The sequence below is a fragment of the Lacinutrix sp. 5H-3-7-4 genome (assembly GCF_000211855.2).
Classification (GTDB): Bacteria; Bacteroidota; Bacteroidia; order Flavobacteriales; family Flavobacteriaceae; genus Lacinutrix.
The window spans coordinates 1,300,027-1,321,256 of sequence record NC_015638.1 but is presented as its reverse complement, the minus strand read 5'-3'; the positions used below and the strand labels follow the sequence as shown (position 1 = coordinate 1,321,256).

The 21,230-nt window shown below is 31.2% G+C and carries 24 protein-coding genes; 15 read left to right on the top strand and 9 right to left on the bottom strand.

What is annotated here, in order from left to right; all coding sequences use genetic code 11:
• Nucleotides 1–11: 11 nt before the first annotated feature.
• Complete coding sequence (rseP, locus tag LACAL_RS05795) at nucleotides 12–1,358, bottom strand: RIP metalloprotease RseP (RefSeq protein WP_013869779.1); 1,347 nt, start codon at nucleotides 1,356–1,358, stop codon at nucleotides 12–14.
• Nucleotides 1,359–1,525: 167 nt separating this feature from the next.
• Here rseP and LACAL_RS05790 point away from each other — a divergent pair, with 167 nt between their 5' ends.
• The 4 genes from LACAL_RS05790 to LACAL_RS15635 all read left to right on the top strand — a co-directional run bounded on the left by LACAL_RS05790 (nucleotide 1,526) and on the right by LACAL_RS15635 (nucleotide 4,733).
• On the top strand, nucleotides 1,526–2,197 hold the full coding sequence (locus tag LACAL_RS05790) for an SCO family protein (RefSeq protein ID WP_013869778.1): 672 nt from the start codon (nucleotides 1,526–1,528) through the stop codon (nucleotides 2,195–2,197).
• Nucleotides 2,198–2,273: 76 nt separating this feature from the next.
• Entirely contained in the window at nucleotides 2,274–2,507 is a 234-nt protein-coding gene (locus tag LACAL_RS05785) for a FeoA family protein (protein WP_013869777.1), read from the top strand.
• Nucleotides 2,500–4,602, top strand: a complete 2,103-nt coding sequence (gene feoB, locus LACAL_RS05780; protein ID WP_013869776.1) for a ferrous iron transport protein B — start codon at nucleotides 2,500–2,502, stop codon at nucleotides 4,600–4,602. Before LACAL_RS05785 ends, feoB begins: the two co-directional genes overlap by 8 nt.
• Nucleotides 4,524–4,733, top strand: a complete 210-nt coding sequence (locus LACAL_RS15635; RefSeq protein WP_371200059.1) for a FeoB-associated Cys-rich membrane protein — start codon at nucleotides 4,524–4,526, stop codon at nucleotides 4,731–4,733. Before feoB ends, LACAL_RS15635 begins: the two co-directional genes overlap by 79 nt.
• A 136-nt stretch (nucleotides 4,734–4,869) precedes the next feature.
• Here LACAL_RS15635 and LACAL_RS05775 read toward each other — a convergent pair whose 3' ends face one another.
• A complete protein-coding gene (locus LACAL_RS05775) occupies nucleotides 4,870–5,292 on the bottom strand; it encodes a hypothetical protein (protein ID WP_041301314.1) in 423 nt (140 codons plus the stop codon).
• A 123-nt stretch (nucleotides 5,293–5,415) separates the two neighbouring features.
• Between LACAL_RS05775 and LACAL_RS05770 the strand changes: the two genes are divergently transcribed.
• The 6 genes from LACAL_RS05770 to LACAL_RS05745 all read left to right on the top strand — a co-directional run bounded on the left by LACAL_RS05770 (nucleotide 5,416) and on the right by LACAL_RS05745 (nucleotide 10,913).
• Nucleotides 5,416–6,075 (top strand): metal-dependent transcriptional regulator, encoded by a 660-nt coding sequence (locus LACAL_RS05770; RefSeq protein ID WP_013869773.1) that lies wholly within the window; start codon nucleotides 5,416–5,418, stop codon nucleotides 6,073–6,075.
• Nucleotides 6,062–6,862, top strand: a complete 801-nt coding sequence (locus tag LACAL_RS05765) for a transporter (protein ID WP_013869772.1) — start codon at nucleotides 6,062–6,064, stop codon at nucleotides 6,860–6,862. Before LACAL_RS05770 ends, LACAL_RS05765 begins: the two co-directional genes overlap by 14 nt.
• A 33-nt stretch (nucleotides 6,863–6,895) precedes the next feature.
• Nucleotides 6,896–7,804 carry a metal ABC transporter solute-binding protein, Zn/Mn family gene (locus LACAL_RS05760; protein ID WP_013869771.1) on the top strand — a complete coding sequence of 303 codons (909 nt, stop codon included), beginning with the start codon at nucleotides 6,896–6,898 and terminating at the stop codon, nucleotides 7,802–7,804.
• On the top strand, nucleotides 7,804–8,541 hold the full coding sequence (locus LACAL_RS05755; protein WP_013869770.1) for a metal ABC transporter ATP-binding protein: 738 nt from the start codon (nucleotides 7,804–7,806) through the stop codon (nucleotides 8,539–8,541). The genes LACAL_RS05760 and LACAL_RS05755 overlap by 1 nt, the downstream gene beginning before the upstream one ends.
• Before the next feature lie 91 nt (nucleotides 8,542–8,632).
• Nucleotides 8,633–9,760, top strand: a complete 1,128-nt coding sequence (locus tag LACAL_RS05750) for a metal ABC transporter permease (protein WP_013869769.1) — start codon at nucleotides 8,633–8,635, stop codon at nucleotides 9,758–9,760.
• A complete protein-coding gene (locus tag LACAL_RS05745; protein WP_013869768.1) occupies nucleotides 9,753–10,913 on the top strand; it encodes a metal ABC transporter permease in 1,161 nt (386 codons plus the stop codon). Before LACAL_RS05750 ends, LACAL_RS05745 begins: the two co-directional genes overlap by 8 nt.
• Here the strand turns inward: LACAL_RS05745 and LACAL_RS05740 are convergent, their stop codons facing one another.
• From LACAL_RS05740 to LACAL_RS05725, 4 genes are all read right to left on the bottom strand, one after another.
• On the bottom strand, nucleotides 10,914–11,921 hold the full coding sequence (locus LACAL_RS05740; protein WP_013869767.1) for a hypothetical protein: 1,008 nt from the start codon (nucleotides 11,919–11,921) through the stop codon (nucleotides 10,914–10,916).
• A 12-nt stretch (nucleotides 11,922–11,933) separates the two neighbouring features.
• Nucleotides 11,934–12,473, bottom strand: a complete 540-nt coding sequence (locus LACAL_RS05735; RefSeq protein WP_013869766.1) for an RNA polymerase sigma factor — start codon at nucleotides 12,471–12,473, stop codon at nucleotides 11,934–11,936.
• A gap of 82 nt (nucleotides 12,474–12,555) precedes the next feature.
• Entirely contained in the window at nucleotides 12,556–13,185 is a 630-nt protein-coding gene (locus LACAL_RS05730; protein ID WP_013869765.1) for a hypothetical protein, read from the bottom strand.
• A gap of 236 nt (nucleotides 13,186–13,421) precedes the next feature.
• A complete protein-coding gene (locus LACAL_RS05725; RefSeq protein ID WP_013869764.1) occupies nucleotides 13,422–14,207 on the bottom strand; it encodes a TerB family tellurite resistance protein in 786 nt (261 codons plus the stop codon).
• A 262-nt stretch (nucleotides 14,208–14,469) separates the two neighbouring features.
• Between LACAL_RS05725 and LACAL_RS05720 the strand changes: the two genes are divergently transcribed.
• From LACAL_RS05720 to LACAL_RS05705, 4 genes are all read left to right on the top strand, one after another.
• The gene (locus LACAL_RS05720; protein WP_013869763.1) at nucleotides 14,470–14,880 is read left to right on the top strand and encodes a BrxA/BrxB family bacilliredoxin; all 411 of its coding nucleotides are present in this window, start codon (nucleotides 14,470–14,472) and stop codon (nucleotides 14,878–14,880) included.
• 117 nt (nucleotides 14,881–14,997) lie between these two features.
• Nucleotides 14,998–15,735, top strand: coding sequence for a 1-acyl-sn-glycerol-3-phosphate acyltransferase (locus tag LACAL_RS05715; RefSeq protein ID WP_013869762.1), 738 nt, complete (start codon nucleotides 14,998–15,000; stop codon nucleotides 15,733–15,735).
• 4 nt (nucleotides 15,736–15,739) lie between these two features.
• Complete coding sequence (locus LACAL_RS05710) at nucleotides 15,740–16,726, top strand: acyl-ACP desaturase (RefSeq protein WP_013869761.1); 987 nt, start codon at nucleotides 15,740–15,742, stop codon at nucleotides 16,724–16,726.
• A gap of 3 nt (nucleotides 16,727–16,729) precedes the next feature.
• Complete coding sequence (locus LACAL_RS05705) at nucleotides 16,730–17,386, top strand: HD domain-containing protein (RefSeq protein ID WP_013869760.1); 657 nt, start codon at nucleotides 16,730–16,732, stop codon at nucleotides 17,384–17,386.
• A gap of 2 nt (nucleotides 17,387–17,388) precedes the next feature.
• Here LACAL_RS05705 and LACAL_RS05700 read toward each other — a convergent pair whose 3' ends face one another.
• On the bottom strand, nucleotides 17,389–18,258 hold the full coding sequence (locus LACAL_RS05700) for an AraC family transcriptional regulator (RefSeq protein ID WP_013869759.1): 870 nt from the start codon (nucleotides 18,256–18,258) through the stop codon (nucleotides 17,389–17,391).
• Between the two features lie 202 nt (nucleotides 18,259–18,460).
• On the opposite strand from LACAL_RS05700, the gene LACAL_RS14995 reads away from it, so the two are divergent.
• Nucleotides 18,461–19,057 (top strand): hypothetical protein, encoded by a 597-nt coding sequence (locus LACAL_RS14995; protein WP_013869758.1) that lies wholly within the window; start codon nucleotides 18,461–18,463, stop codon nucleotides 19,055–19,057.
• A gap of 65 nt (nucleotides 19,058–19,122) precedes the next feature.
• On the opposite strand, the gene LACAL_RS05690 is transcribed toward LACAL_RS14995, so the two are convergent.
• Nucleotides 19,123–20,196 carry a PA0069 family radical SAM protein gene (locus tag LACAL_RS05690; RefSeq protein WP_013869757.1) on the bottom strand — a complete coding sequence of 358 codons (1,074 nt, stop codon included), beginning with the start codon at nucleotides 20,194–20,196 and terminating at the stop codon, nucleotides 19,123–19,125.
• A gap of 104 nt (nucleotides 20,197–20,300) precedes the next feature.
• Nucleotides 20,301–21,173, bottom strand: coding sequence for a TraB/GumN family protein (locus LACAL_RS05685; protein ID WP_013869756.1), 873 nt, complete (start codon nucleotides 21,171–21,173; stop codon nucleotides 20,301–20,303).
• Between the last annotated feature and the right edge of the window lie 57 nt (nucleotides 21,174–21,230).

The following is a 21,230-nucleotide window of genomic DNA, read 5'->3' as shown; positions in this document are numbered from 1 at the left end:
TTTAATTTTTTTTAGTTAAAAATTGCTTTGAAGATATCATTTCCGTTTGCAAAGAGTACTAAACCTATTAAAATAAAGAATCCAACTGTTTGTGCATACTCCATAAATTTATCGCTAGGCTTACGTCCAGAAATCATTTCGTAAAGTAAAAACATAACATGTCCACCATCTAAAGCAGGAATTGGTAATAAATTAAGTACACCTAACATAATTGATAAAAATGCTGTAATACTCCAAAAGTTTTGCCAGCTCCAAAAATCTGGAAAAACATTTAATATGGCATAAAAACCACCAACACCTTTATAAGCTCCTGTTTTTACATTTCCTATTTCTTTAAGCTGCCCAAAGTATTTCCCTATTTGTCCTGTAAACTTGTTGTAACCTGCTCCAAAACTCTCTCCAAAAGTATATTCTTTGGTTTTCATTTTATAGTAACCTAACTTTTCCATTGATATGCTACCAATTCTAGCAAATGGCACTACTTCCATTTTTCCTTCGTCACTTACTTTTATGCTTTCAGTTAATTTTTTATCCTCTCTTAAAATCTCTACTTCAACCTGTTGCCCTTTATAGCTTTTTAAAATAGATTCTGTTTGGTCGAAATACTTAACTGTATCGTTTCCTATTTTAGTTAAAACATCACCTTGTTTTAGGTTAACAGATTTGTTTAAAGAAGAGTCTGGCACTTCGGCAACAATAAATGGATATCGCATTTCAAACAAATCTCTATTTTTACTACTAGATAATTGACCTAAAAAGTCTTCTGGAAGTGTAATAGTTTGCTCTGCTCCATTACGTTTAAAAGTAACTGTTTTTGCTCCTATAAAATTTCCTTTGATGTCTGATACGTTTTCAACATCATAATCTCCAACTTTTATAATGTTATCTCCTGTTTTAAAACCTAAATCTGTTAATAAAGGGTTTTCAATTAAATAGCCATCGTTAATTGTAGAGGCATCAATAAACCTATCTCCATAAACAAAAGATAAAAACACATATATAACGTACGCTAATAAAAAGTTTACAAAAACACCACCAAGCATAATAATTAAACGCTGCCATGCTGGTTTAGATCTAAACTCCCAAGGTTTTGGCTCTTCGGCCATAGCATCGGTATCCATACTCTCGTCAATCATACCAGAGATTTTTACATAACCACCAAGTGGTAACCAGCCAATACCATAAACTGTTTCGCCAATTTTCTTTTTAAATAGTGAAAATTTAATATCAAAAAACAGATAAAATTTTTCTACGCGTGTTTTAAATAATTTTGCTGGTATAAAATGCCCAAGCTCGTGAAGTATAATTAGTAAAGACAAACTCAGTAAAAACTGAGATATTTGTATAGTAATTCCCATTTAATTTAATTGTTCTTTTTTATAACGCCCAAAAGTAAGTATTTAGACTTAGTTTAAAAAGCTATTATTCGTTTGCTTTCTGTTTTATAGCAATTTGTGAGCCAAAAAAATGGTTTATGAATACTTTGCGTTGTATTTTTGTACCATAGCGATTCAAATCTTACTTTATGCTTTCATTTTTTAAAGGTTATAAAAAATTTGCCATAGGTTTTTTTATACTTTCAGTAATTATAATATCTATTATCTATTCGGTTTTAAATGTCGAAAAACCCTTACCTATTTACAATCCTGATACTATTGATGCTACTTTGGTAGACAGTACAATACAACACGTAAAGAAATACCATAAAATAGCAGATTTTAGTTTAACCAACCAAAACGGAAAAACAATCACTCAAAACAATTATAAAGGTAAAATTTATGTTGCTGATTTTTTCTTTACAACCTGTCAAACTATTTGCCCAATAATGACAGACCATATGCGAGACATACAAAAAGAAATTATTAACGATGATGATATTATGTTACTATCGCACTCGGTTACACCAGTAAAAGACAGTGTTGCACAGTTAAAAAAATATGCTAAATTAAAAGGTGTTAATGATGCCAAATGGAACTTAGTAACAGGCGATAAAAAACAAATTTATGAGTTAGCTAGAAAAAGCTACTTAGCAGTAAAATCTGTAGGAAATGGTGACCAATACGACATGATACATACCGAAAACTTTATGCTTATAGATAAAAAACGTCAAATTCGTGGTTTTTATGATGGTACAGATCCTGAAGCCATTTCAAAATTAATTAAAGACATAGAAAAGTTAAAACGCATGGAAAAATAGCGGTTTATTAGACTACAATTTTTTAGCCTTATTTTTTTCTCTTACTTTTGCTTCTTTAAAATCAATCTAAATAAGCTTGAAGTACTCTTTAGCACAATTAAAACGCGGTGAAAAAGGCATTATAACAGATGTGTCTTCAAATTCCATCCCACTTAAACTCCTAGAAATGGGATGTTTGCCAGGAAACTTTGTTGAATTAGTACAAGTCGCTCCGTTCTCGGACCCAATGTATTTAAATATTAACGGAAGCCATCTTGCTATTAGAAAAGAGACAGCTATTCATATTTTAATAGATAAAATTAATGAGTAAGCAAATTAACGTTGCCTTAATAGGAAATCCTAATACAGGAAAAACATCAGTTTTTAACGCTTTAACAGGCTTAAACCAACAAGTAGGAAACTACCCAGGTATTACTGTTGAAAAAAAAGAAGGAATTTGTAAATTACCTCGTGGCGTAAAAGCTCACATAATAGATTTACCTGGTACATATAGTTTAAACGCATCATCTCTAGATGAGAATGTTGTAATAGAACTGCTTTTAAATAAAAACGATAAAGATTTTCCAGACGTAGCCGTTGTGGTTAGTGATGTAGAAAATTTAAAACGAAACCTACTTCTTTTTACACAAATTAAAGATCTTGAAATTCCTTGCCTGCTTGTAATTAACATGGCAGACAGAATGCGTAGAAAAGGCATCTCGTTAGATGTTGGTTATTTAGAACAACAATTAGAAACAAAAATTGCCGTAATAAGCACACGTAAAAACGAAGGTATTGCCAATTTAAAACAACAAATTAGCAACTATAAAGAACTCTCGGTTAAACCATGTTTAAATGCATCAGAAATTGACCCAAACTATTTTAATAGTCTTCGTAAAGCATTTCCAAATCAATTATTATACAAGCTTTGGCTTGTAATTACACAAGATGTAAACTTTGGAAAAACCAATAGAAAAGAGATTGATGCTATTGCAAGTTTTAAAACAAAATCTGAAAGTGACTTAAAAAGACTTCAACAAAAAGAAACCATAAAACGCTACCAGTTTATAAATAACGTTTTAAAAAAGGGCCAAACCATAGATGTTTCTCAAGCCAAAGATTTACGCACAAAATTAGACCGTATACTTACCCATAAAGTTTGGGGCTATTTAATATTTTTTCTCATCCTTTTATTAATTTTTCAAGCCATTTACGATTGGTCTAGCATACCAATGGACTGGATTGACTCTACATTTGCCTCATTAAGTAATTGGATAAAAGATACTTTTCCTGGCGGCGGAAAAGTAACCGATTTAATTGCCGAAGGTATTATTGCCGGTTTAGGTGGTATTGTTATTTTTATACCTCAAATAGCCTTTTTATTCCTTTTTATAGCAGTACTAGAAGAAAGTGGCTATATGAGCCGCGTCGTATTTTTAATGGATAGAATTATGCGTCGTTTTGGATTAAGCGGCAAAAGTATTGTACCATTAATTTCCGGGACAGCTTGTGCAATTCCAGCCATTATGGCAACCAGAAATATAGAAAGCTGGAAAGAGCGATTAATTACCATATTAGTAACACCATTTACAACCTGTTCTGCGCGTTTACCAGTATATTTAATTATTATCTCCTTAGTAATCCCAGAAGGCAGAATACTTGGTTTAAGCTACCAAGCACTTACATTAATGCTATTATATTTAATAGGTTTTGGTGCTGCAGTAGGCTCTGCATGGATTTTAAATAAAGTTTTAAATATTAAAAGCAAAACCTTTTTTGTAGTAGAAATGCCAAACTACAAAGTGCCATTATTTAAAAACGTTGCACTTACCGTATTAGAAAAAACAAAAGCTTTTATTTTTGGTGCCGGAAAAATAATATTAGCCATCTCAATTGTTCTATGGGTATTAGCATCTTACGGTCCAGGAGAACAATTTAATAATGCCGAAACTATTATTACAGAGCAATATGCTGCTCAAAATTTAAGCCAAGACCAATTACAACAAAAAATAGCTTCTCATAAACTCGAGCACTCATTTATAGGGCTTACAGGACGCGCAATAGAACCAGCAATTAGACCACTAGGTTACGACTGGAAAATAGGTATTGCCATAATAAGTAGTTTTGCAGCTCGAGAAGTTTTTGTAGGTACCTTAGCAACAATTTACAGCGTAGGTAGTGACGACGAGGAAACTATAAAAAACCGAATGGCAGGAGAAGTAAACCCAATACTTGGTGGTCCACTATTTAACTTTGCATCTGGTATATCACTATTACTATTTTATGCCTTTGCTATGCAATGTATGAGTACGCTTGCCATAGTAAAAAAAGAAACCAATAGCTGGAAATGGCCAACATACCAATTCGTTATCATGACAGCTATTGCATATATTGTAGCTTTATTATCATTTCAATTTTTAAAATAATGCATATTATACTCCAAAATATAATTGTTTTAGCCATTTTAGCTTTTGCTTTAAGTTTTTTATTCAAAAAATACATTTGGAAAAAGAAAGCAAAAAAAGCATGTGGTACAGACGATTGCGGCTGCCACTAAACGCAGTAAAAAAATAATCTTGGCGTTACCAAAAAATGCTAAAAGGCATTCTTTTGGTCAGGCTATCACTACTCGCTCTCTGCGAGGAGCTCAAACATGCCGTTCTATCCTTAACGCAAAAATACAGTCATAAAGTTTAGTTTTTAACGGCAAGTTGTATATAATAATCTTCTATTTTTATTTTGCTACCACTTTCTGGATAAGGCGCAATATTTAAACCGGAAACCTTTAGACTTTCCGAAGAAAATAAATTTCCTAAAGCATTTTGCAATTGGCTAGTAGGAGAAAAAACCAATCGTTTTTGCTCTGTTTTTTTTCCGTTTTTAAAAACATCAACAAAAACAATTGCTTCTCCTGCCCAAACACATTGCACACCTTTTGGACAGCGCGAATCACTTTCTACTGCAACAAATTTAAACTCTAAATCTTCAACTTTAAGGGTATTACCATACATTAATTTAGATACAATTTTTGGCGTTTCTGCTTTAACAGCTGTAGAATCTTGAGCAGATACTATACCCGTTATTACGAGTGTAAAAATTAGAAGTAGTTTTTTCATATTCATTAAACGTCTTAGACAATAAATATAACTTAAATCATACCAAAATTACTATAATTAAAAATTTTAGTTACATTTGTAAAAAATTTAAGTAAGCTTAAAAATTAATTAAAGTAATTAAAAATGTCTGTAGCAATAGAGAATTTTGTAAAAGCTATTTACAAAAACAACAATAACGATGTTAATGATACTAAACCTGGTAACATTGCAAAAAAGCTTGGCATATCTAACGCAGCAGCAACAGATATGGCAAAAAAATTAGCTGCAAAAGACATACTTAACTACGAAAAATACCAAGCCTTACAACTCACTAATAAAGGTGAGAAAATGGCATTAAACGTTATTAGAAAACATAGATTATGGGAAGCGTTTCTTCATAAAACCTTCGACATGACATTGCATGAAATACATAGAGAAGCAGAGTTTCTTGAACATGAAACGTCAGATTTTTTAGCAAATAAAATAAGCGACTATTTAGGTAATCCAAAATTCGATCCGCATGGTGATCCAATTCCAAACGAAAAAGGAGAAATTACAACTATAGACACCTCAATAAGCTTATCTAACACGCAAGAAGGAAAACAATATATTATTTCACGATTAATGAGTGATGATAAAGAGTTCTTTGATTTTTGTGCACTTAATGGACTTAAATATGGTAATTCTATTTTGGTTACAAAACAGTTTAGCAAAAATAAAATGACACAAATTTCAATTAATAATAACACCATTCTTTTAAACGAAGATTTCACTAATATAATTTACGTAAATGATACTAACTAAGTACTTAAAAACAATCACAGCAGGATGTCTGTTTTCTATTTCAATATTTTCTTTTGCACAAGAAAATAACACATTAGAACCATTAATTACAGACAGACCAGACGCTACAGAATCTCCTACAGCTTTACCAAAAGGATTTCTACAAGTAGAAACAGGAGCTTTTTACGAAAGTTTTGAAGAAAACAATATTAAAACCGAAGACTTTACATACAATACTATGTTAGTACGTTATGGTTTATTAAATAATTTAGAATTACGCTTAGGTTACGATTATACAGATAGTAAAGTAGAGTTTAATGGTAATGAAATTGCCTCAACTAATAGTTTTTCTCCTTTGCTGTTAGGTTTTAAAACAACGGTTGCACAAGAAAATGGTTGGATGCCAGAAATTGGTTTTTTAGGGCATTTAAACTTGCCTTTTTTAGTAAAAAAAGAATTAAGACCAGAAAATACTGGAGTAGACTTTAGGTTTTCATTTGCACATACTTTAAGCGAAAAATCTAGTTTATCTTATAATTTAGGAGCTGCTTGGGAAAATGACAATCCTGAAGCCGCTTACCTTTATACAATTGCATACGGTTATAGCTTAACAAGCAAACTTGGCGCTTATGTAGAATTGTATGGTGATTTTCCAGAAAACAATAAAGCAAATCACCTTTGGGATGCTGGATTAACTTATTTAATTTCTAATAATTTTCAATTAGATGCTACTGTTGGTTCTAGTATAACAGACGGACAAGATATTTTAATAAGTGCTGGATTTAGTTTTAGAATTCCAAAGTCATAATAAATTACCAAACTGCATTTAAATACAATAAAAATGAAAAAAACAATACTACTTTTAGCAATCACACTCTCTTTTTTTAATTGTAAAAACGACTCAAAAAAAGAAGATGGTAAACTAAATATTGTTACCACTACAACCATGATTACAGATTTGGTTAAAAATATAGGTGGCGATTTAGTTAATGTAAATGGCTTAATGGGTTCTGGAGTCGATCCGCATTTATATAAAGCAAGCGAAGGTGATGTTACCAAATTAGTAAATGCAGATGTTATTTTTTATAACGGTTTACATTTAGAAGGAAAACTAGTAGAAGTTTTCGAAAAAATGAAAACACAATCACCAATTGCTTTGGCAGATGGTTTAGATAAATCTGGCTTAATTGGTTCAGATTATTTTGCTTCAAATTACGACCCACATGTATGGTTTAATATTTCTTATTTTAAACAATTTGCTAAAAAAGTAACTCAGGTATTAATTGAAAAAGATCCTGAAAATGCTGTGCGTTTTTCTGAAAATGAAAAAAAATACCTTCAGCAATTAGAAGATTTACAAACAAAGATTTCTTCAACAATAGAAACACTTCCAAAAGAAAAAAGAATATTAGTAACTGCACACGATGCCTTTAATTACTTCGGAAAAAACTACGGTTTTAATGTTGTAGGTTTACAAGGTTTAAGTACAGCGACAGAAGCTGGTGTACAAGACGTACAAAAATTAGCTACTTTTATAATAGAAAATAAAGTAAAAGCCATTTTTGTTGAAAGTTCTGTGCCAAAACGTACCATTGAAGCATTACAAGCTGCAGTGAAATCTAAAGGTCACGATGTAGTAATTGGAGGCACTTTATATTCTGATGCACTTGGAAATGCAGGAACTGTTGAAGGTACGTACATTGGTATGTTTGAGTATAATGTAAATACAATTGTTAACGCTTTAAAATAATGAGTAAAAAAATAGCCGTAAAAGTAGACGACCTTACAGTAGCTTACAACTACAAACCTGTACTTTGGGATATCGATTTAGAAATTCCAGAAGGTGTTTTAATGGCTATTGTTGGACCAAATGGCGCAGGAAAATCAACACTTATAAAGTCTATTTTAGGCATATTAAAACCTATTGCAGGAAGCGTTACTATTTATGGTAAACCTTATGAAAAACAACGCAGACTAGTTGCTTATGTACCGCAAAAAGGAAGTGTAGATTGGGACTTCCCAACTACTGCCCTAGATGTTGTAATGATGGGAACTTACGGCAGTTTAGGTTGGATAAAAAGGCCAAGACAAAAAGAAAAAAAAGCCGCGCTGGAAGCTTTAGAAAAAGTAGGAATGCTAGCCTTTAAAGGCAGACAAATTAGCCAGCTTTCTGGAGGACAACAACAGCGTATTTTTTTAGCACGCGCTTTAGTGCAAAATGCTTCAATTTATTTTATGGATGAGCCGTTTCAAGGTGTTGATGCAACAACCGAAATTGCAATTATTAATATTTTAAAAGAATTACGTAAAGCAGGAAAAACTGTTATTGTTGTACATCACGATTTACAAACTGTACCAGAATATTTTGATTGGGTAACTTTTTTAAATGTGAAAAAAATTGCCACAGGTCCAGTAAAAGATATATTTAATGATGATAATTTAACCAAAACTTACGGTATAAACTATAAAGTAAGTATACAAGAGTAATCAATTCCTGTGAAGACAGGAATCTCATAAAATGAAATTATAAATAACAAATATTGCGAAAACAGGATGAAATTCTGCCTTCGCAGGAATTATGGACATAACAGAATATTTTTCATTAGTATTTAGTGATTATACACTACGCACAATAACACTTGGAACAGCCATTTTAGGCGCTGTAACAGGCATGCTTGGTAGTTTTGCTGTACTTAGAAAGCAAAGCCTACTTGGTGATGCTATTTCGCACGCTGCCTTACCAGGTATTGCAATTGCCTTTTTAATTACCGGTGCAAAAGATTCTAACACTTTGCTTTTGGGCGCTTTAGTTAGTGGGTTAATTGGAACATTTTGGATTCGTGGTATTGTAAAGAAAACACATTTAAAAAGTGATACTGCTTTAGGGTTAATATTGTCGTTATTTTTTGGTTTTGGTATGTTATTATTAACCTTTATACAAAAGCAACCCAATGCGAACCAAGCAGGATTAGATAAATATTTATTTGGTCAAGCAGCGACTTTAGTAGAAAGCGATGTTTGGTTAATGGCAATTGTTACTGGCTTATGTTTGTTCGTTTTACTATTGTTTTGGAAAGAGTTTAAAATTCTACTTTTTGATGCAGACTACACAAAAACACTTGGCTTTAATACTAAAATTATAGATATTTTAATTACTAGTTTTATTGTTTTAGCCATTGTATTAGGATTACAAACCGTTGGTGTTGTGTTAATGAGCGCTATGCTTTTGGCTCCTGCTGCAGCTGCAAGACAATGGACTAACAGCTTGTCTACTATGGTGCTTTTAGCTGCTGTTTTTGGTGCCTTTTCCGGTGTTTTTGGTACAGCAATAAGTGCCAGCCAAACGAATTTATCTACTGGACCAGTAATTGTTTTAGTAGCTTCGGTTTTTGTGTTTTTCTCGTTTGTATTTTCACCAAGTCGTGGCTTACTATTCAAACAAATTAGAGTTATAAAAAATCGTCGTGATTTAGAGCTTCATAAAACATTGTCTTTTATGTATCATATTGCAGAAACGCACGATAATATCTCACATCCACATGCTATTAAACTTTTAAATAATTTTCAAGGCTATACAAAATCTACGTTGCAAAAATTGGTAGAAAAAGATTATGTGAAATTAGAAGGAAAAATGTGGAGATTAACAGAAACAGGATTTAATACCGCAGCAAATTTATATACTAAACAATCTACAGACGATGAATAGTGCTCAAATTGAAATACAACTTATTGCAAGTCTTGTAGCAATTGCTTGTGCTATACCTGGTACATTTTTAGTACTTAGAAAAATGGCGATGATAAGTGATGCTATTAGCCACTCTATTTTACCTGGTATTGTAATAGGCTTTTTTATAACACATAACCTCAACTCTCCTTTATTAATTTTATTTGCTGCTTTTACAGGTATAATTACTGTGGTTTTGGTAGAATATATTCAAAAAACAGGCTTAGTAAAAGAAGATACTGCCATTGGTTTAGTGTTTCCTGCTTTATTTAGTATTGGTGTAATTTTAATTGCTAAAAATGCAAACGATGTACATTTAGATGTCGATGCGGTTTTATTAGGTGAATTAGCTTTCGCACCTTTTGATAGGTTATTAATTTCTGGAGTTGATGTTGGGCCAAAAGCATTATGGATTATTGGCATTATTTTATTAATTACTGTAACATTATTAATCGCTTTTTTCAAAGAATTAAAAATAAGCACTTTTGATGCTGGTTTAGCCGCATCACTTGGTTTTTCTCCTGCAATTATTCATTATGGGTTAATGAGTGTCGCATCTGTTACAACTGTTGGTGCTTTTGATGCTGTTGGAGCTATTTTAGTTGTTGCGTTAATGATTGCGCCTGCTGCAACTGCCTATTTACTAACCACAGATTTAAAAAGAATGCTTGCACTTGCTATTAGTTTTGGTGTTTTAAGTGCAATTTCTGGTTATTGGTTTGCGCATTGGTTAGATGCTTCTATAGCTGGATCTATAACAACCATGTTGGGTCTAATATTTTTATTAGTATATCTATTTGCTCCTAACAAAGGTATTATTGCTGTAATGTACCGTGAAAAACAACAACGTACAGAGGTTTCTTTACTTACTTTTTTATTGCATTTAAAAAACCATAATGAATTTGAAGAAAGACATGTTAACCACTTACGCGAACATATAAATTGGCAAAAAGTTAGAGCTAAAACGGTGTTAGAATTAGCAACAAAAAATAATATGATTATTGTTGAAAATAACATTGTATCTCTAACTGAAAAAGGTGATAAATTTACCTCTAAAGCTATCGATTATATTATAACAAACGAAGACGCACAAATTGAAGATATGAAAGATGATTTCTTTTTGTTTAGAGGTTAATTACTCTTGCTTTAGAAGAAGCATGCCTTTAAGCCAAAAAACTTTTGATTCATAAAAACGTAAGGACGTTTTAATATCACGATCTGACCTATCTCTAAGTGACTTTGTATTATATCTAGCTTTTGTATTATTAAAATCAAGAGATTGCTTACCAAATAAATCACTTGGATTAGTACTAAAATAAACTAAATCTTTATTTGATGTCCATGTGCCTTTACCATAAAAATTCCTTTCTGAAGGCAATCCACCATCATGAGGTTCATAAGTATGAAACATAAATGTTCCATCAATACTTAAAATTAAAGTGCGCCTTGAATTTCCGTTAGACCCTTTAAAATCATAAACATAAGTTCCACTTTTATTATCATCTACAAAATCTCCCAAAATGTTTTGGACTTTTCTATCATCTAAGAATTTTATATTTGTCTTTTCTATATTTACTTTTTGAGAACTCTTTACTGGCAATTCTAAATAAGACTCATAATTGTTATTACTAAGTTGTTTTTCTTTTTTTGAGACAATTACTTTTATAGAGTCTTTAACGATAGACTTTTCTATCCGTTCGGTTACAGTGTATTCAATTTTAGTATTTTTGTTTTGTATGGTTTCATCTTGAATGGCATCTATAGTCTGTAAAGTTTTCAAGTCTGCTATGTTGTTAATACTATCAGAATATATTACTTGATTATTTTCTAAAGCTGTTTTATTATTAAATATGATTGTTTTAAAAAATGTCATGTAAATAAAACCTATAACGGTAGCACCTAATCCTAACATTCTTAATATTTTCAACCATTTAGCTTGAATAAACAATTGTTTCGCTACAATTATTTCTTTTTTTAATCCTTCTCTTTTTATTCCATTGACCAACTCTAATTGCTCAGTAAACAACGTTTTAAATGCAACATCTGAATCTAGTTTTTTTAAAAAAAACTCTGTTTCATTTTTTGAAATCGATTTGTTTAAATATTGATTTATAAGAACGATATTTTCTATATAGTTGTTCATGCTTTTACAAATTTAGGATAAGTTATTTACTTGATTTTTATAAATGGCACGTGCTTTTGATAAGCATTTATATTTCTGATTTTTAGCAATTTTATCTGACGAAAACTGCATCATTTTGGCTATATCTTTAAAGGACGAGCGTTTGTGATAAAACAGTAATAAGAGTTGTCTACAGCGCTCTCCCAACTCAGAAAAAGCTTGTTCAGCTAATTTAAATCGCTTTTCCTCTTTAATAGTTTCTAAAATAGATTCTTCATTTTCATTTAATGAATTAAAAACTATTTTGGCTTCTTTTTTTTGTATGTCGCTCCAAACAAATCGTGAAACAGAATATAAATAGGTGTAAAAAGATGAAGTAAGCGTGAAGTTATTTTTCTCTAAATTACGATACAGAATAATTAAAGCTTCCTGAAATACATCTGATGCATCATGTTTATTACCTCCTTTTGAAAGAATAAGGCTTTCAATTTTTGGGTATAATTTATAGAGTTGCTTAAAAGCTTTTTCGCGTTCACCATTTATAAAATACTTTAAGATTTTATAATCATTCATAATCTTATTCAATTTTCAATTCAAAAAAATTTATTAACTATCCCTGATAAAGACAAAATCTAAAACGTGTTTAGCTAAAAAATTAATTATTAAGATTATAGTATTCTGGTGTATCTCCCCATACTCGCTTTATCGCTTCTTCGCTTCCTGGCACAAGTTTTAATTCATTTTTGCAAAGCTCAGTAATCTCCTTTATTCTTTTTTCAATTGTTTTGTAATCGTTAACTTCTTTTCCTTCAAATATTATTTGAACATCTAAATTATCTTTAAAAGCATAAAATACTTTTTTTACTAAATCTGATGAGTTTTCCTTATTAGTTAACACTGTATATTCCATAAGAATAGAATCAAATGGAGCATCAATTCCAGCAAATTCTGTTTTACCATTTTTTAATGGAAATAACCATATTGTTACTCCATCTCCAATTTTACTTTCGTTTCTTATTCCATAGTATGCTTGGTCAATAAATGAAACACCTAATGATTTAAATTTTTCAAATTGACGGTTTTTAGCAGGAAATGTTTTGTCTTCAGAGCCCGTAATTAAATAAAGATCTCCAAATGATGGTTTATTTGAATTAAAAATAAATTCAACACTTATTCCTTCTATTGCCATGGTTTTTAATTCCTCTGAAGATTTTTCGGGTAACTCTATTTGTTCTTGGCATCCAAAAAGGATAATTGCAATTATAACTAGGCTTAAATTTTTCATAATGTTTTTTAGTTTGTTCCGTTTATAAATAACTACTTTACTTATTAATGGTCATTTTATTAAAAGGTCTCCTAGTTTTATTAGAATTATTTGTCATTGCGCAGATAAAGAGCGTGGCAATCTGTTTATTTATAGTTCAAATTCATGAGATTGCCACGTCGCAAAAAGTGACTCGCAATGACGCGCTCGAATGAACAACCTAAGTAAATCTGAATACTGCGACTGCCTACTAAATACTAGAACCCACGTTCCTTCTGCAATTGCTCGTAAGCTTTTTGTACTTGTTTAAATTTATCTTCGGCTCCTTTTTTATGTTCTTCGCCTAAGTGTTCTACTTTATCTGGATGGTATTTTTTAGCCATTTTACGGTAGGCTTTTTTAATCTCGTCGTTGGTTGCAGATTTTGTTATTTCTAATATTTTATAGGCATTATCACTGCTATTATAAAACATTGCTTTAATACTATTATAATCTCGCGAATTAATGCCTAAGTAACCTGCTATAGTAAAAATCTGACTTTCTTCGTCTTCTGTTACCATTCCATCTGCTTTTGCTATTCCAAATAGAAAGTGCATGAGTTGTAAACGAGAAGGATGATCCATCATTTGTTGTATTTGCATACAAACACGACGTAATGGCACAGATTGTTGACTTACTTTTTTAAATAACTGAAATGCTTTGTTGGCTCTATCTTTACCATACATGCCTACAAACTGTTCACGCACATAGTCTAATTCTCGTTGGTCTTGTTTACCATCTGCCTTGATTACAACAGTTGCTAGTATTAGTAAACTTACTTCAAAATCTCCCGATGTTGTTTGTGCACGACGTTGTTGTTGGGTTCTATAATTAGGTTGGCGTGGTCTGCCTTGTGACTGGTCTTGATTGCCTTGACCTAAGAAAAAATCTCCTTTTCCTGCAAAAGCATCACCAATACTACCTATTGCTAAACCAATTATTGCTCCTATTGGTCCGCCAAAAGACCAACCTAATGTAGCACCAATCCATTTTAATCCGCTCATGTAATTGTTTTGTTTTTTAGAACTGTAAATATAATACTTTGTTAGTTGTCAAGAACGCTGTTTTTTTACGACTCTTAGTAGGCAAGTGCGTTAAGGATGGTAGCGGCATCCTTTTTTTGTGTGCGCTTATGCACAAAAAAGATATAGCGAACAGCCTGACCTTATGGCACCAAAGTGACATAAGGTAACGCCCAAAACTAGTTTAGCATTATTTTTGATTAACTTTGCATGAGCTTAATAATAATATAAAATTTTAAAATATATGTATCCAGCAGAATTAGTAAAACCTATGAGCGAAGATTTAACGAACGCAGGTTTTGAAGCATTACATACGGCAGAAGCGGTTGATGCAGCAGTTAAAAAGGAAGGAACTACTTTAGTGGTTGTAAATTCGGTTTGTGGTTGTGCGGCAGCAAATGCACGTCCAGGTGCTAAAATGAGTTTAAATAATGATAAAAAACCTAGCAACATCGTTACTGTTTTTGCTGGTGTAGATAAAGAGGCTACAGATAGAGCTCGTGCTCACATGGTACCTTTTCCTCCAAGCTCGCCAAGTATGGCTTTGTTTAAAGATGGAGAATTAGTACACATGCTAGAGCGTCACCATATTGAAGGTCGTCCTGCAGAGTTAATTGCAGAAAACCTTATGGATGCTTATAACGAGCACTGTTAGAAAACATTACAACTTAATAGTTTGAAGTTTAATTTTAAATATTAAGTATTATTAAAAAAACCACGCTTTATAGACGTGGTTTTTTTAATTTTGAGGTATTGAAGACTGATTTTTATAATGAGAAAGATTTTTGCCTATCCACTTACTTGTATTTACTTCCTATTTTTTGGAGCTTCTTTACTTATTTTTCATCCAATACAGTGGGTTTGTTTTAATACTTTTGGTTATAAAGCGCATAAAAAAAGTGTTGATGCTTTACAGTTTTGCTTAATGCGCTGTATTAACTTATTAGGTTCTTGGCATTCTTTTTATAATGACCACGACTTGGATACATCGCAACCAGTTATTATTGTATCTAACCACCAAAGCATGGCAGATATACCACCATTAATGTGGTATTTTAGAAAGCATCATGTTAAATTTGTAAGTAAAAAAGAATTAGGCAAAGGTATACCTAGCGTTTCTTATAACTTACGCCATGGCGGATCTACTTTAATTGATAGAAAAAATCCTAGACAGGCTATTACTGCTATACGAAACTTTGCAAATTATATTAAAAATACAAATCGTGCTGCAGTTATTTTTCCAGAAGGTACCAGAAGCAGAGACGGAAACCCAAAACCTTTTAGGACTCAAGGCCTAGAAACCCTTATAAAATATATTCCTAATGCTGTAATTATTCCTGTTACAATTAATAATTCGTGGAAAAACTTACGTTATGGTAAATTTCCTATGGGAATTGGAAATCACTTAACCTTCGAGGCACATAAACCTGTTAAAGCTTTGGACTTTGAAACTAAAGAATTGTTATTAGAGCATATTGAAACTACTATTAAAAAAAATATAAAAAATTGATACTATGTCGTTAAAAAATGTAAGATTGGAAGTGATGTCGTTTTTAGAAAAAGACATAGATTCGTTAATTAAAAAATACTTAATTCCTGCAGAAACAATTTGGCAACCGTCGGATTTTTTACCAAATTCTGAAGGCAATAATTTTTTTGAGGAAGTAAAAGAAATACGTGAACTCTCTAAAGAATTACCTTACGATTTTTGGGTAGTTTTAGTTGGTGATATGATTACCGAAGAAGCGCTACCAACATACGAGTCTTGGTTAATGGATATTGAAGGTGTAGACCAAGTAGGACAAAACGGATGGTCTAAATGGGTTAAACATTGGACTGCCGAAGAAAACCGCCATGGAGATGTGCTTAATAAGTACCTATACCTTTCTGGACGTGTTAATATGAAAGAAATAGAAAAAACGACACAACATCTTATTGCAGATGGTTTTGATATTGGTACAGACAGAGATCCTTATAAAAACTTTTTATATACTAGCTTTCAAGAATTAGCAACTTATATTTCTCATAACCGTGTTGCAAAAATTGCTAAACAAAAAGGCAATAAACAGTTAGCAAAAATGTGTAAAATTATTTCTGGAGATGAGATGCGCCACCACCACGCATATTGTGAATTTGTAGAACGTATTTTTAAAGTTGACCCAAGTCAAATGATGTTAGCTTTTCAATATATGATGAAGCAAAAAATAACAATGCCTGCTCACTTTTTAAGAGAATCTGGAGATAAAATTAGTACTGCTTTTGAAGAATTCTCTAATACTGCACAACGCATTGGTGTTTACACCTCTTTAGATTATATAGATATTCTTGAAAAACTTATTAAACGTTGGGAAATTGATAAAATTACAAACCTTACCGATGACGCAGAAAAAGCTCGAGATTATTTAATGAAACTACCTTCGAGAATGCTACGCTTGGCAGATAGAATGACTATTCCTGATAATTCTTTTGAGTTTAAATGGGTAAACCCTGCAAAACTATAATTAATGGATTATAATACAATTATAAAGGCTACAGAGTTATTTGTAAAAGACACTTTAAAAAATGCTGAAGGCGGCCACGACTGGTTTCACATAGAAAGAGTATTTAACAATAGTTTACTTATTGCTAAACAAGAACCTGTTGATGATTTAGTTGTTGCTCTTGGTGCTTTGTTACATGATATTGCAGATAGCAAATTTCATAATGGAGATGATACTATTGGACCTAAAATGGCACGAACATTTTTGTTTAAAAACAACGTAGACTCCAGTGTAATTGAGCATGTTGTAAAAATTATTGAAAATATATCTTACAGCTCTAACATTGAAAAAACCAGTACTTTTAATTCTATAGAGTTACAGGTTGTACAAGATGCAGACCGTTTAGATGCTATTGGCGCTATTGGTATTGCCCGCACATTTAATTACGGTGGTTTTAAAAACAGGTCTCTTTATAATCCAGATATTAAACCAAACTTAAATTTAAGTAAGGCTGAATACAAAGCTTCTAATGCGCCAACTATTAATCATTTTTATGAAAAGCTTTTACTGCTAAAAGATAAGATGAACACTAAAACCGGCAAGAAAATTGCTACAGAACGCCATAATTATATGCTTGGTTTTCTTGGTCAGTTTTATGCTGAGTGGAATGGCAAAAAGTAAACTTATTGTATAATTTGTTTCATCTCACCTCTATATTTTGAGGCATTTTTACCTGTTATTTCTTTAAATAACTTATTAAAGTGTGAGAAGTTATTAAAACCACACTCAAAACAAACATCTGTTATACTTAACTGGCTCTCTACAAGTAGTTTTGTAGCGTGCACTACTCTATATTCATTTACTAGTTTTGTAAATGTTTTGCCTGTTGCTCTTTTAAAGTAACGACAAAATGCTGGAACCGTCATACTTACCTGCTCTGCAATAGTATCTAAACTTATATGGTTTTTAAAGTTGCTATATACATATTTATATATAATATCAATTTTTGCATTGTCTTGTGGTTGTGCCTCAAATGCATAGCCATCTGCATTTAAAAACTCGTAATCTTGAGCCTCTGCTAAGATATGCAGTATTTCAAGTAGCTTAATAACACGCTTAAATCCTTCGTATTTTGTTAATTTGGTTATTTTTTCTCCTACTCTTTTTTTTGTATCTGTATGAAAAAGAACTCCTTTTTTTCCTCTTTCTAATAGAGCAGCAATACTTTTCATTTGAGGTAAACTAAAAAAGTCTTTTCCTAAAAAATCTGGATGAAACTGTATTAGTGTTTCTTTTCCTTTAGCAGTTAGTCTATTTTCAAAACCGTTATGCGGTAAGTTTGAACCTACAAGAATAAGCTGGCTATTATTAAAGTAAGACATGTGATTACCAATATGCCTTCTTCCTTTTCCCTTGTTTACATAAACCAATTCTATTTCTGGATGAAAATGCCAAAATGCCTGATCTCTCCTTCTTTTCTTTAGTTTATTTACTGCAAGAATAGAATTCCCGAAACCAGGTGAAATTTTCTCTAATATTGGTTTATTATTCAAAGCTTTTTATTTGTTTGTAAAATTAAAATAATATAAAAATATAAATCTATGCTAAATTAACCCTTTTGTTGCTTATTTTAACTTTATAAGAGCCTTGAATATGTTTAAAGGTTAATATAGCATATAAATATGCTAAAATAGGCGTTTTATACATGCGTGTTTGCACATACCTTTGTAGTGTTAATTTTAAACAAAGAAGATTATGAAAAAAGCAGTAAAAAATCATTTAGTATTAGTTGCTTTATTAGTAACAATGGTAAACTACGCAGCCAACATTACTACATTAAATAACGATGATGACAGCAAGAAAACCGTTTTAACTTTAGAGAACGTTAAGGAAGGACAACAATTGTTAATTAAAGATAATAACCAAATTATTTTATACAAAGAAAACATATCTAAATCCGGAGATTACAAAAAAGGATTTGATTTAACCTCTTTACCAGACGGTGAGTACTTTTTTGAACTTAATAAAGAAACAGTTATTGAGGTTATACCTTTTAGTGTAATAAATAATATTGTTGATTTTAAAAAGACCAAAAAAACAAGAATTTTTAAACCTCATGTAGAAACAAGAAACAATACTGTTTACGTTACTGCACTATCTTTAAATGCTTCTCCTGTTAACATTACTATTTTTTATGACAATGTTGGTTCTAAAGAAACAATTTACAATGAAACAATAAAGGATACAATGGATATTCAAAAAGCATTTGCTTTAGACGCTACTAAAAAAGGAAAATATATTTTCTTATTTAAAACTGAAAATAGAACCTTTTCAAATTATATAAAACTTTAAACTTTTGACACGAAGTTTAATTTAGTTAGTTAGTAAAAAGTGAGCCTTGTGCTCACTTTTTTAATTTAAAATAATTTTAATTGCCCATTTTTACATTGCTCATGTAGTGTATTATTTAATATAGGCATTGATTTATTTTTAAAGTATTTTATTTTAGCTAGCCTTACCATATCGTTAATTTGCTTCGCAATATTACCTTCACCTCGCATACGGGTTCCAAACCTACTATCATTTAAACTTCCTCCATGGCAATTTTCTATTTGATGTAATACTTTATCTGCTCTATCTGGTAGGGTTTTATTTAACCAGTTTACAAAAATTTCTCCTATAGAACCATTTAATCTTACAATAGTATGTGCTATACTTAAAGCGCCTGCATTAGATACTGCTTTTGCCAATGGTAATATTTCATGACTGTTTATAGATGGAATTATTGGTGCTAACATAACATTTACAGGAATACCATTATCACTCAAAACCTTTACAGTTTCTATGCGTTTTTTTATAGTTGCTGTTCTTGGCTCTAAAATGCGCCTTGTTTGTTCTGAAAGTGATGTAATTGAAATATTTACACTAATTAAGCCATATCTATTTAGGTTTTTTAAAATCTCAAGATCTCTAAGAATAAGTGCATTTTTAGTAATTATCGCTACAGGATGTTTGTATTTTAAAAAAAGCTCTAAACATTTTTTTGTGATTTCAAACTGTTTTTCTGCTGGTTGATAGCAGTCTGTATTTCCAGATAACACGATGGTTTGTGCTTTCCACGTTTTCTTTTTTAATAGTATTTCTAATAATTCTGGTGCATTTTTTTTTACTAAAATGCGCCGCTCGAAATCTAAACCTGCACTAAATCCCCAAAACTCATGACTATTTCTTGCATAACAATAAATACAACCATGCTCGCAACCTTGATAGGCATTCATTGAGTACGACATACCTATATCTGGGCTTTTTACTTTATTAACTATTGTTTTTGGAAAGGTTTCAAGGTAAAGTGTTTTATTATCATCTGCTTTTTCGCCTTCTTTTTCACAAAACTCTAAAAAGTCGTTTCTAATTTCGTGAGATAATTCAAAAAATTTATTGTGAGGATTGTGTTGTGCACCACGACCTTTTAACACTTCTTTTTTAAACATATTTTTTATTTTTTTGTAAAATTACAAAATATAATATGCCTTATCTAGAATAAAATTTTAAAAAAAGCCTCAAAAATTGAGGCTTTTAAAAATTGCAATTATTTTTAGTTTAATACCGGTGTTACTTTATAACCTGCTTTTTTAAGTAAATTAATAACACCTTGTTCGCCGCCTAAATGCGCTGCTCCTACACCATAAAAAACAGAATGCTCTCTAGAAAATTCTCCAATTTTAGGAATCCATTTAATATTTCTATCGTCTAAAAAGCGTTTCTTAGACTCAATGTCTCCATTCATAAACTCATCTGTATAATCGTAAATTCCGTCTACATCTTCTGCTAAATATAATTTTAGCATTTTATTATATATAGCATCCGTTTCTTCTGCCTCCGAAATCATTTTTATATAAGTGTCTATTTGTTCATCGTAAGGTTGAGAATCAATTGCTGCTAATTGATCTTGATATGTCTCTAAACCATCCATATCTTTTTTTGCTGTTTTAGACATTTCTATAAAAGTCATCTCGTAACTAGCAAGTGGTTCGTCTTTAAATTTCGCCATCATTATTACAGACATTAATGTTATGGGTTTAAGTTTATTAAATGCAGTTAACCCAACTTTTACGTTTTCTTTTAAATAATCATCTAATAACTTATACTCGCTTGCATCCATATATGATGATAATTCTTCGTCTTTTTCTAACATAGAGAGTTTCATGGCATCTGCCATAAAACTTGGATCTGCCATATCAAGCTCTAAAGTAACTCTATCGCAAGAATCGAATGCTTTTTTTACTTTCTCACTAATTTTAAAACTACTTTTTGGGAGTATGTGTATTGTTCCAAAAAGGTATGATGTTTTAATATTATCGCCTTCAATTTTCCAAAGGTTTGTTTTTTTATTGCTTTGTGCTGTAACACTAATTATTGCTGCTATTGTTAACAATATGCTTAATGTAATTTTTTTTAAATTTTTCATAATTATAAGTTTTTAGAATATTAATTTTTAAATTAAAATGGTTGCTACTATTTCTAT

Excerpts from the sequence above, each read along its gene's own strand:
- rseP (WP_013869779.1), bottom strand. The coding sequence starts at position 1,358 with ATGGGAATTACTATACAAATATCTCAGTTTTTACTGAGTTTGTCTTTA.
- LACAL_RS05790 (WP_013869778.1), top strand. The coding sequence starts at position 1,526 with ATGCTTTCATTTTTTAAAGGTTATAAAAAATTTGCCATAGGTTTTTTT.
- feoB (WP_013869776.1), top strand. The coding sequence starts at position 2,500 with ATGAGTAAGCAAATTAACGTTGCCTTAATAGGAAATCCTAATACAGGA.
- LACAL_RS15635 (WP_371200059.1), top strand. The coding sequence starts at position 4,524 with ATGGCCAACATACCAATTCGTTATCATGACAGCTATTGCATATATTGT.
- LACAL_RS05775 (WP_041301314.1), bottom strand. The coding sequence starts at position 5,292 with ATGAAAAAACTACTTCTAATTTTTACACTCGTAATAACGGGTATAGTA.
- LACAL_RS05770 (WP_013869773.1), top strand. The coding sequence starts at position 5,416 with ATGTCTGTAGCAATAGAGAATTTTGTAAAAGCTATTTACAAAAACAAC.
- LACAL_RS05765 (WP_013869772.1), top strand. The coding sequence starts at position 6,062 with ATGATACTAACTAAGTACTTAAAAACAATCACAGCAGGATGTCTGTTT.
- LACAL_RS05760 (WP_013869771.1), top strand. The coding sequence starts at position 6,896 with ATGAAAAAAACAATACTACTTTTAGCAATCACACTCTCTTTTTTTAAT.
- LACAL_RS05755 (WP_013869770.1), top strand. The coding sequence starts at position 7,804 with ATGAGTAAAAAAATAGCCGTAAAAGTAGACGACCTTACAGTAGCTTAC.
- LACAL_RS05750 (WP_013869769.1), top strand. The coding sequence starts at position 8,633 with ATGGACATAACAGAATATTTTTCATTAGTATTTAGTGATTATACACTA.
- LACAL_RS05745 (WP_013869768.1), top strand. The coding sequence starts at position 9,753 with ATGAATAGTGCTCAAATTGAAATACAACTTATTGCAAGTCTTGTAGCA.
- LACAL_RS05740 (WP_013869767.1), bottom strand. The coding sequence starts at position 11,921 with ATGAACAACTATATAGAAAATATCGTTCTTATAAATCAATATTTAAAC.
- LACAL_RS05735 (WP_013869766.1), bottom strand. The coding sequence starts at position 12,473 with ATGAATGATTATAAAATCTTAAAGTATTTTATAAATGGTGAACGCGAA.
- LACAL_RS05730 (WP_013869765.1), bottom strand. The coding sequence starts at position 13,185 with ATGAAAAATTTAAGCCTAGTTATAATTGCAATTATCCTTTTTGGATGC.
- LACAL_RS05725 (WP_013869764.1), bottom strand. The coding sequence starts at position 14,207 with ATGAGCGGATTAAAATGGATTGGTGCTACATTAGGTTGGTCTTTTGGC.
- LACAL_RS05720 (WP_013869763.1), top strand. The coding sequence starts at position 14,470 with ATGTATCCAGCAGAATTAGTAAAACCTATGAGCGAAGATTTAACGAAC.
- LACAL_RS05715 (WP_013869762.1), top strand. The coding sequence starts at position 14,998 with ATGAGAAAGATTTTTGCCTATCCACTTACTTGTATTTACTTCCTATTT.
- LACAL_RS05710 (WP_013869761.1), top strand. The coding sequence starts at position 15,740 with ATGTCGTTAAAAAATGTAAGATTGGAAGTGATGTCGTTTTTAGAAAAA.
- LACAL_RS05705 (WP_013869760.1), top strand. The coding sequence starts at position 16,730 with ATGGATTATAATACAATTATAAAGGCTACAGAGTTATTTGTAAAAGAC.
- LACAL_RS14995 (WP_013869758.1), top strand. The coding sequence starts at position 18,461 with ATGAAAAAAGCAGTAAAAAATCATTTAGTATTAGTTGCTTTATTAGTA.
- LACAL_RS05690 (WP_013869757.1), bottom strand. The coding sequence starts at position 20,196 with ATGTTTAAAAAAGAAGTGTTAAAAGGTCGTGGTGCACAACACAATCCT.
- LACAL_RS05685 (WP_013869756.1), bottom strand. The coding sequence starts at position 21,173 with ATGAAAAATTTAAAAAAAATTACATTAAGCATATTGTTAACAATAGCA.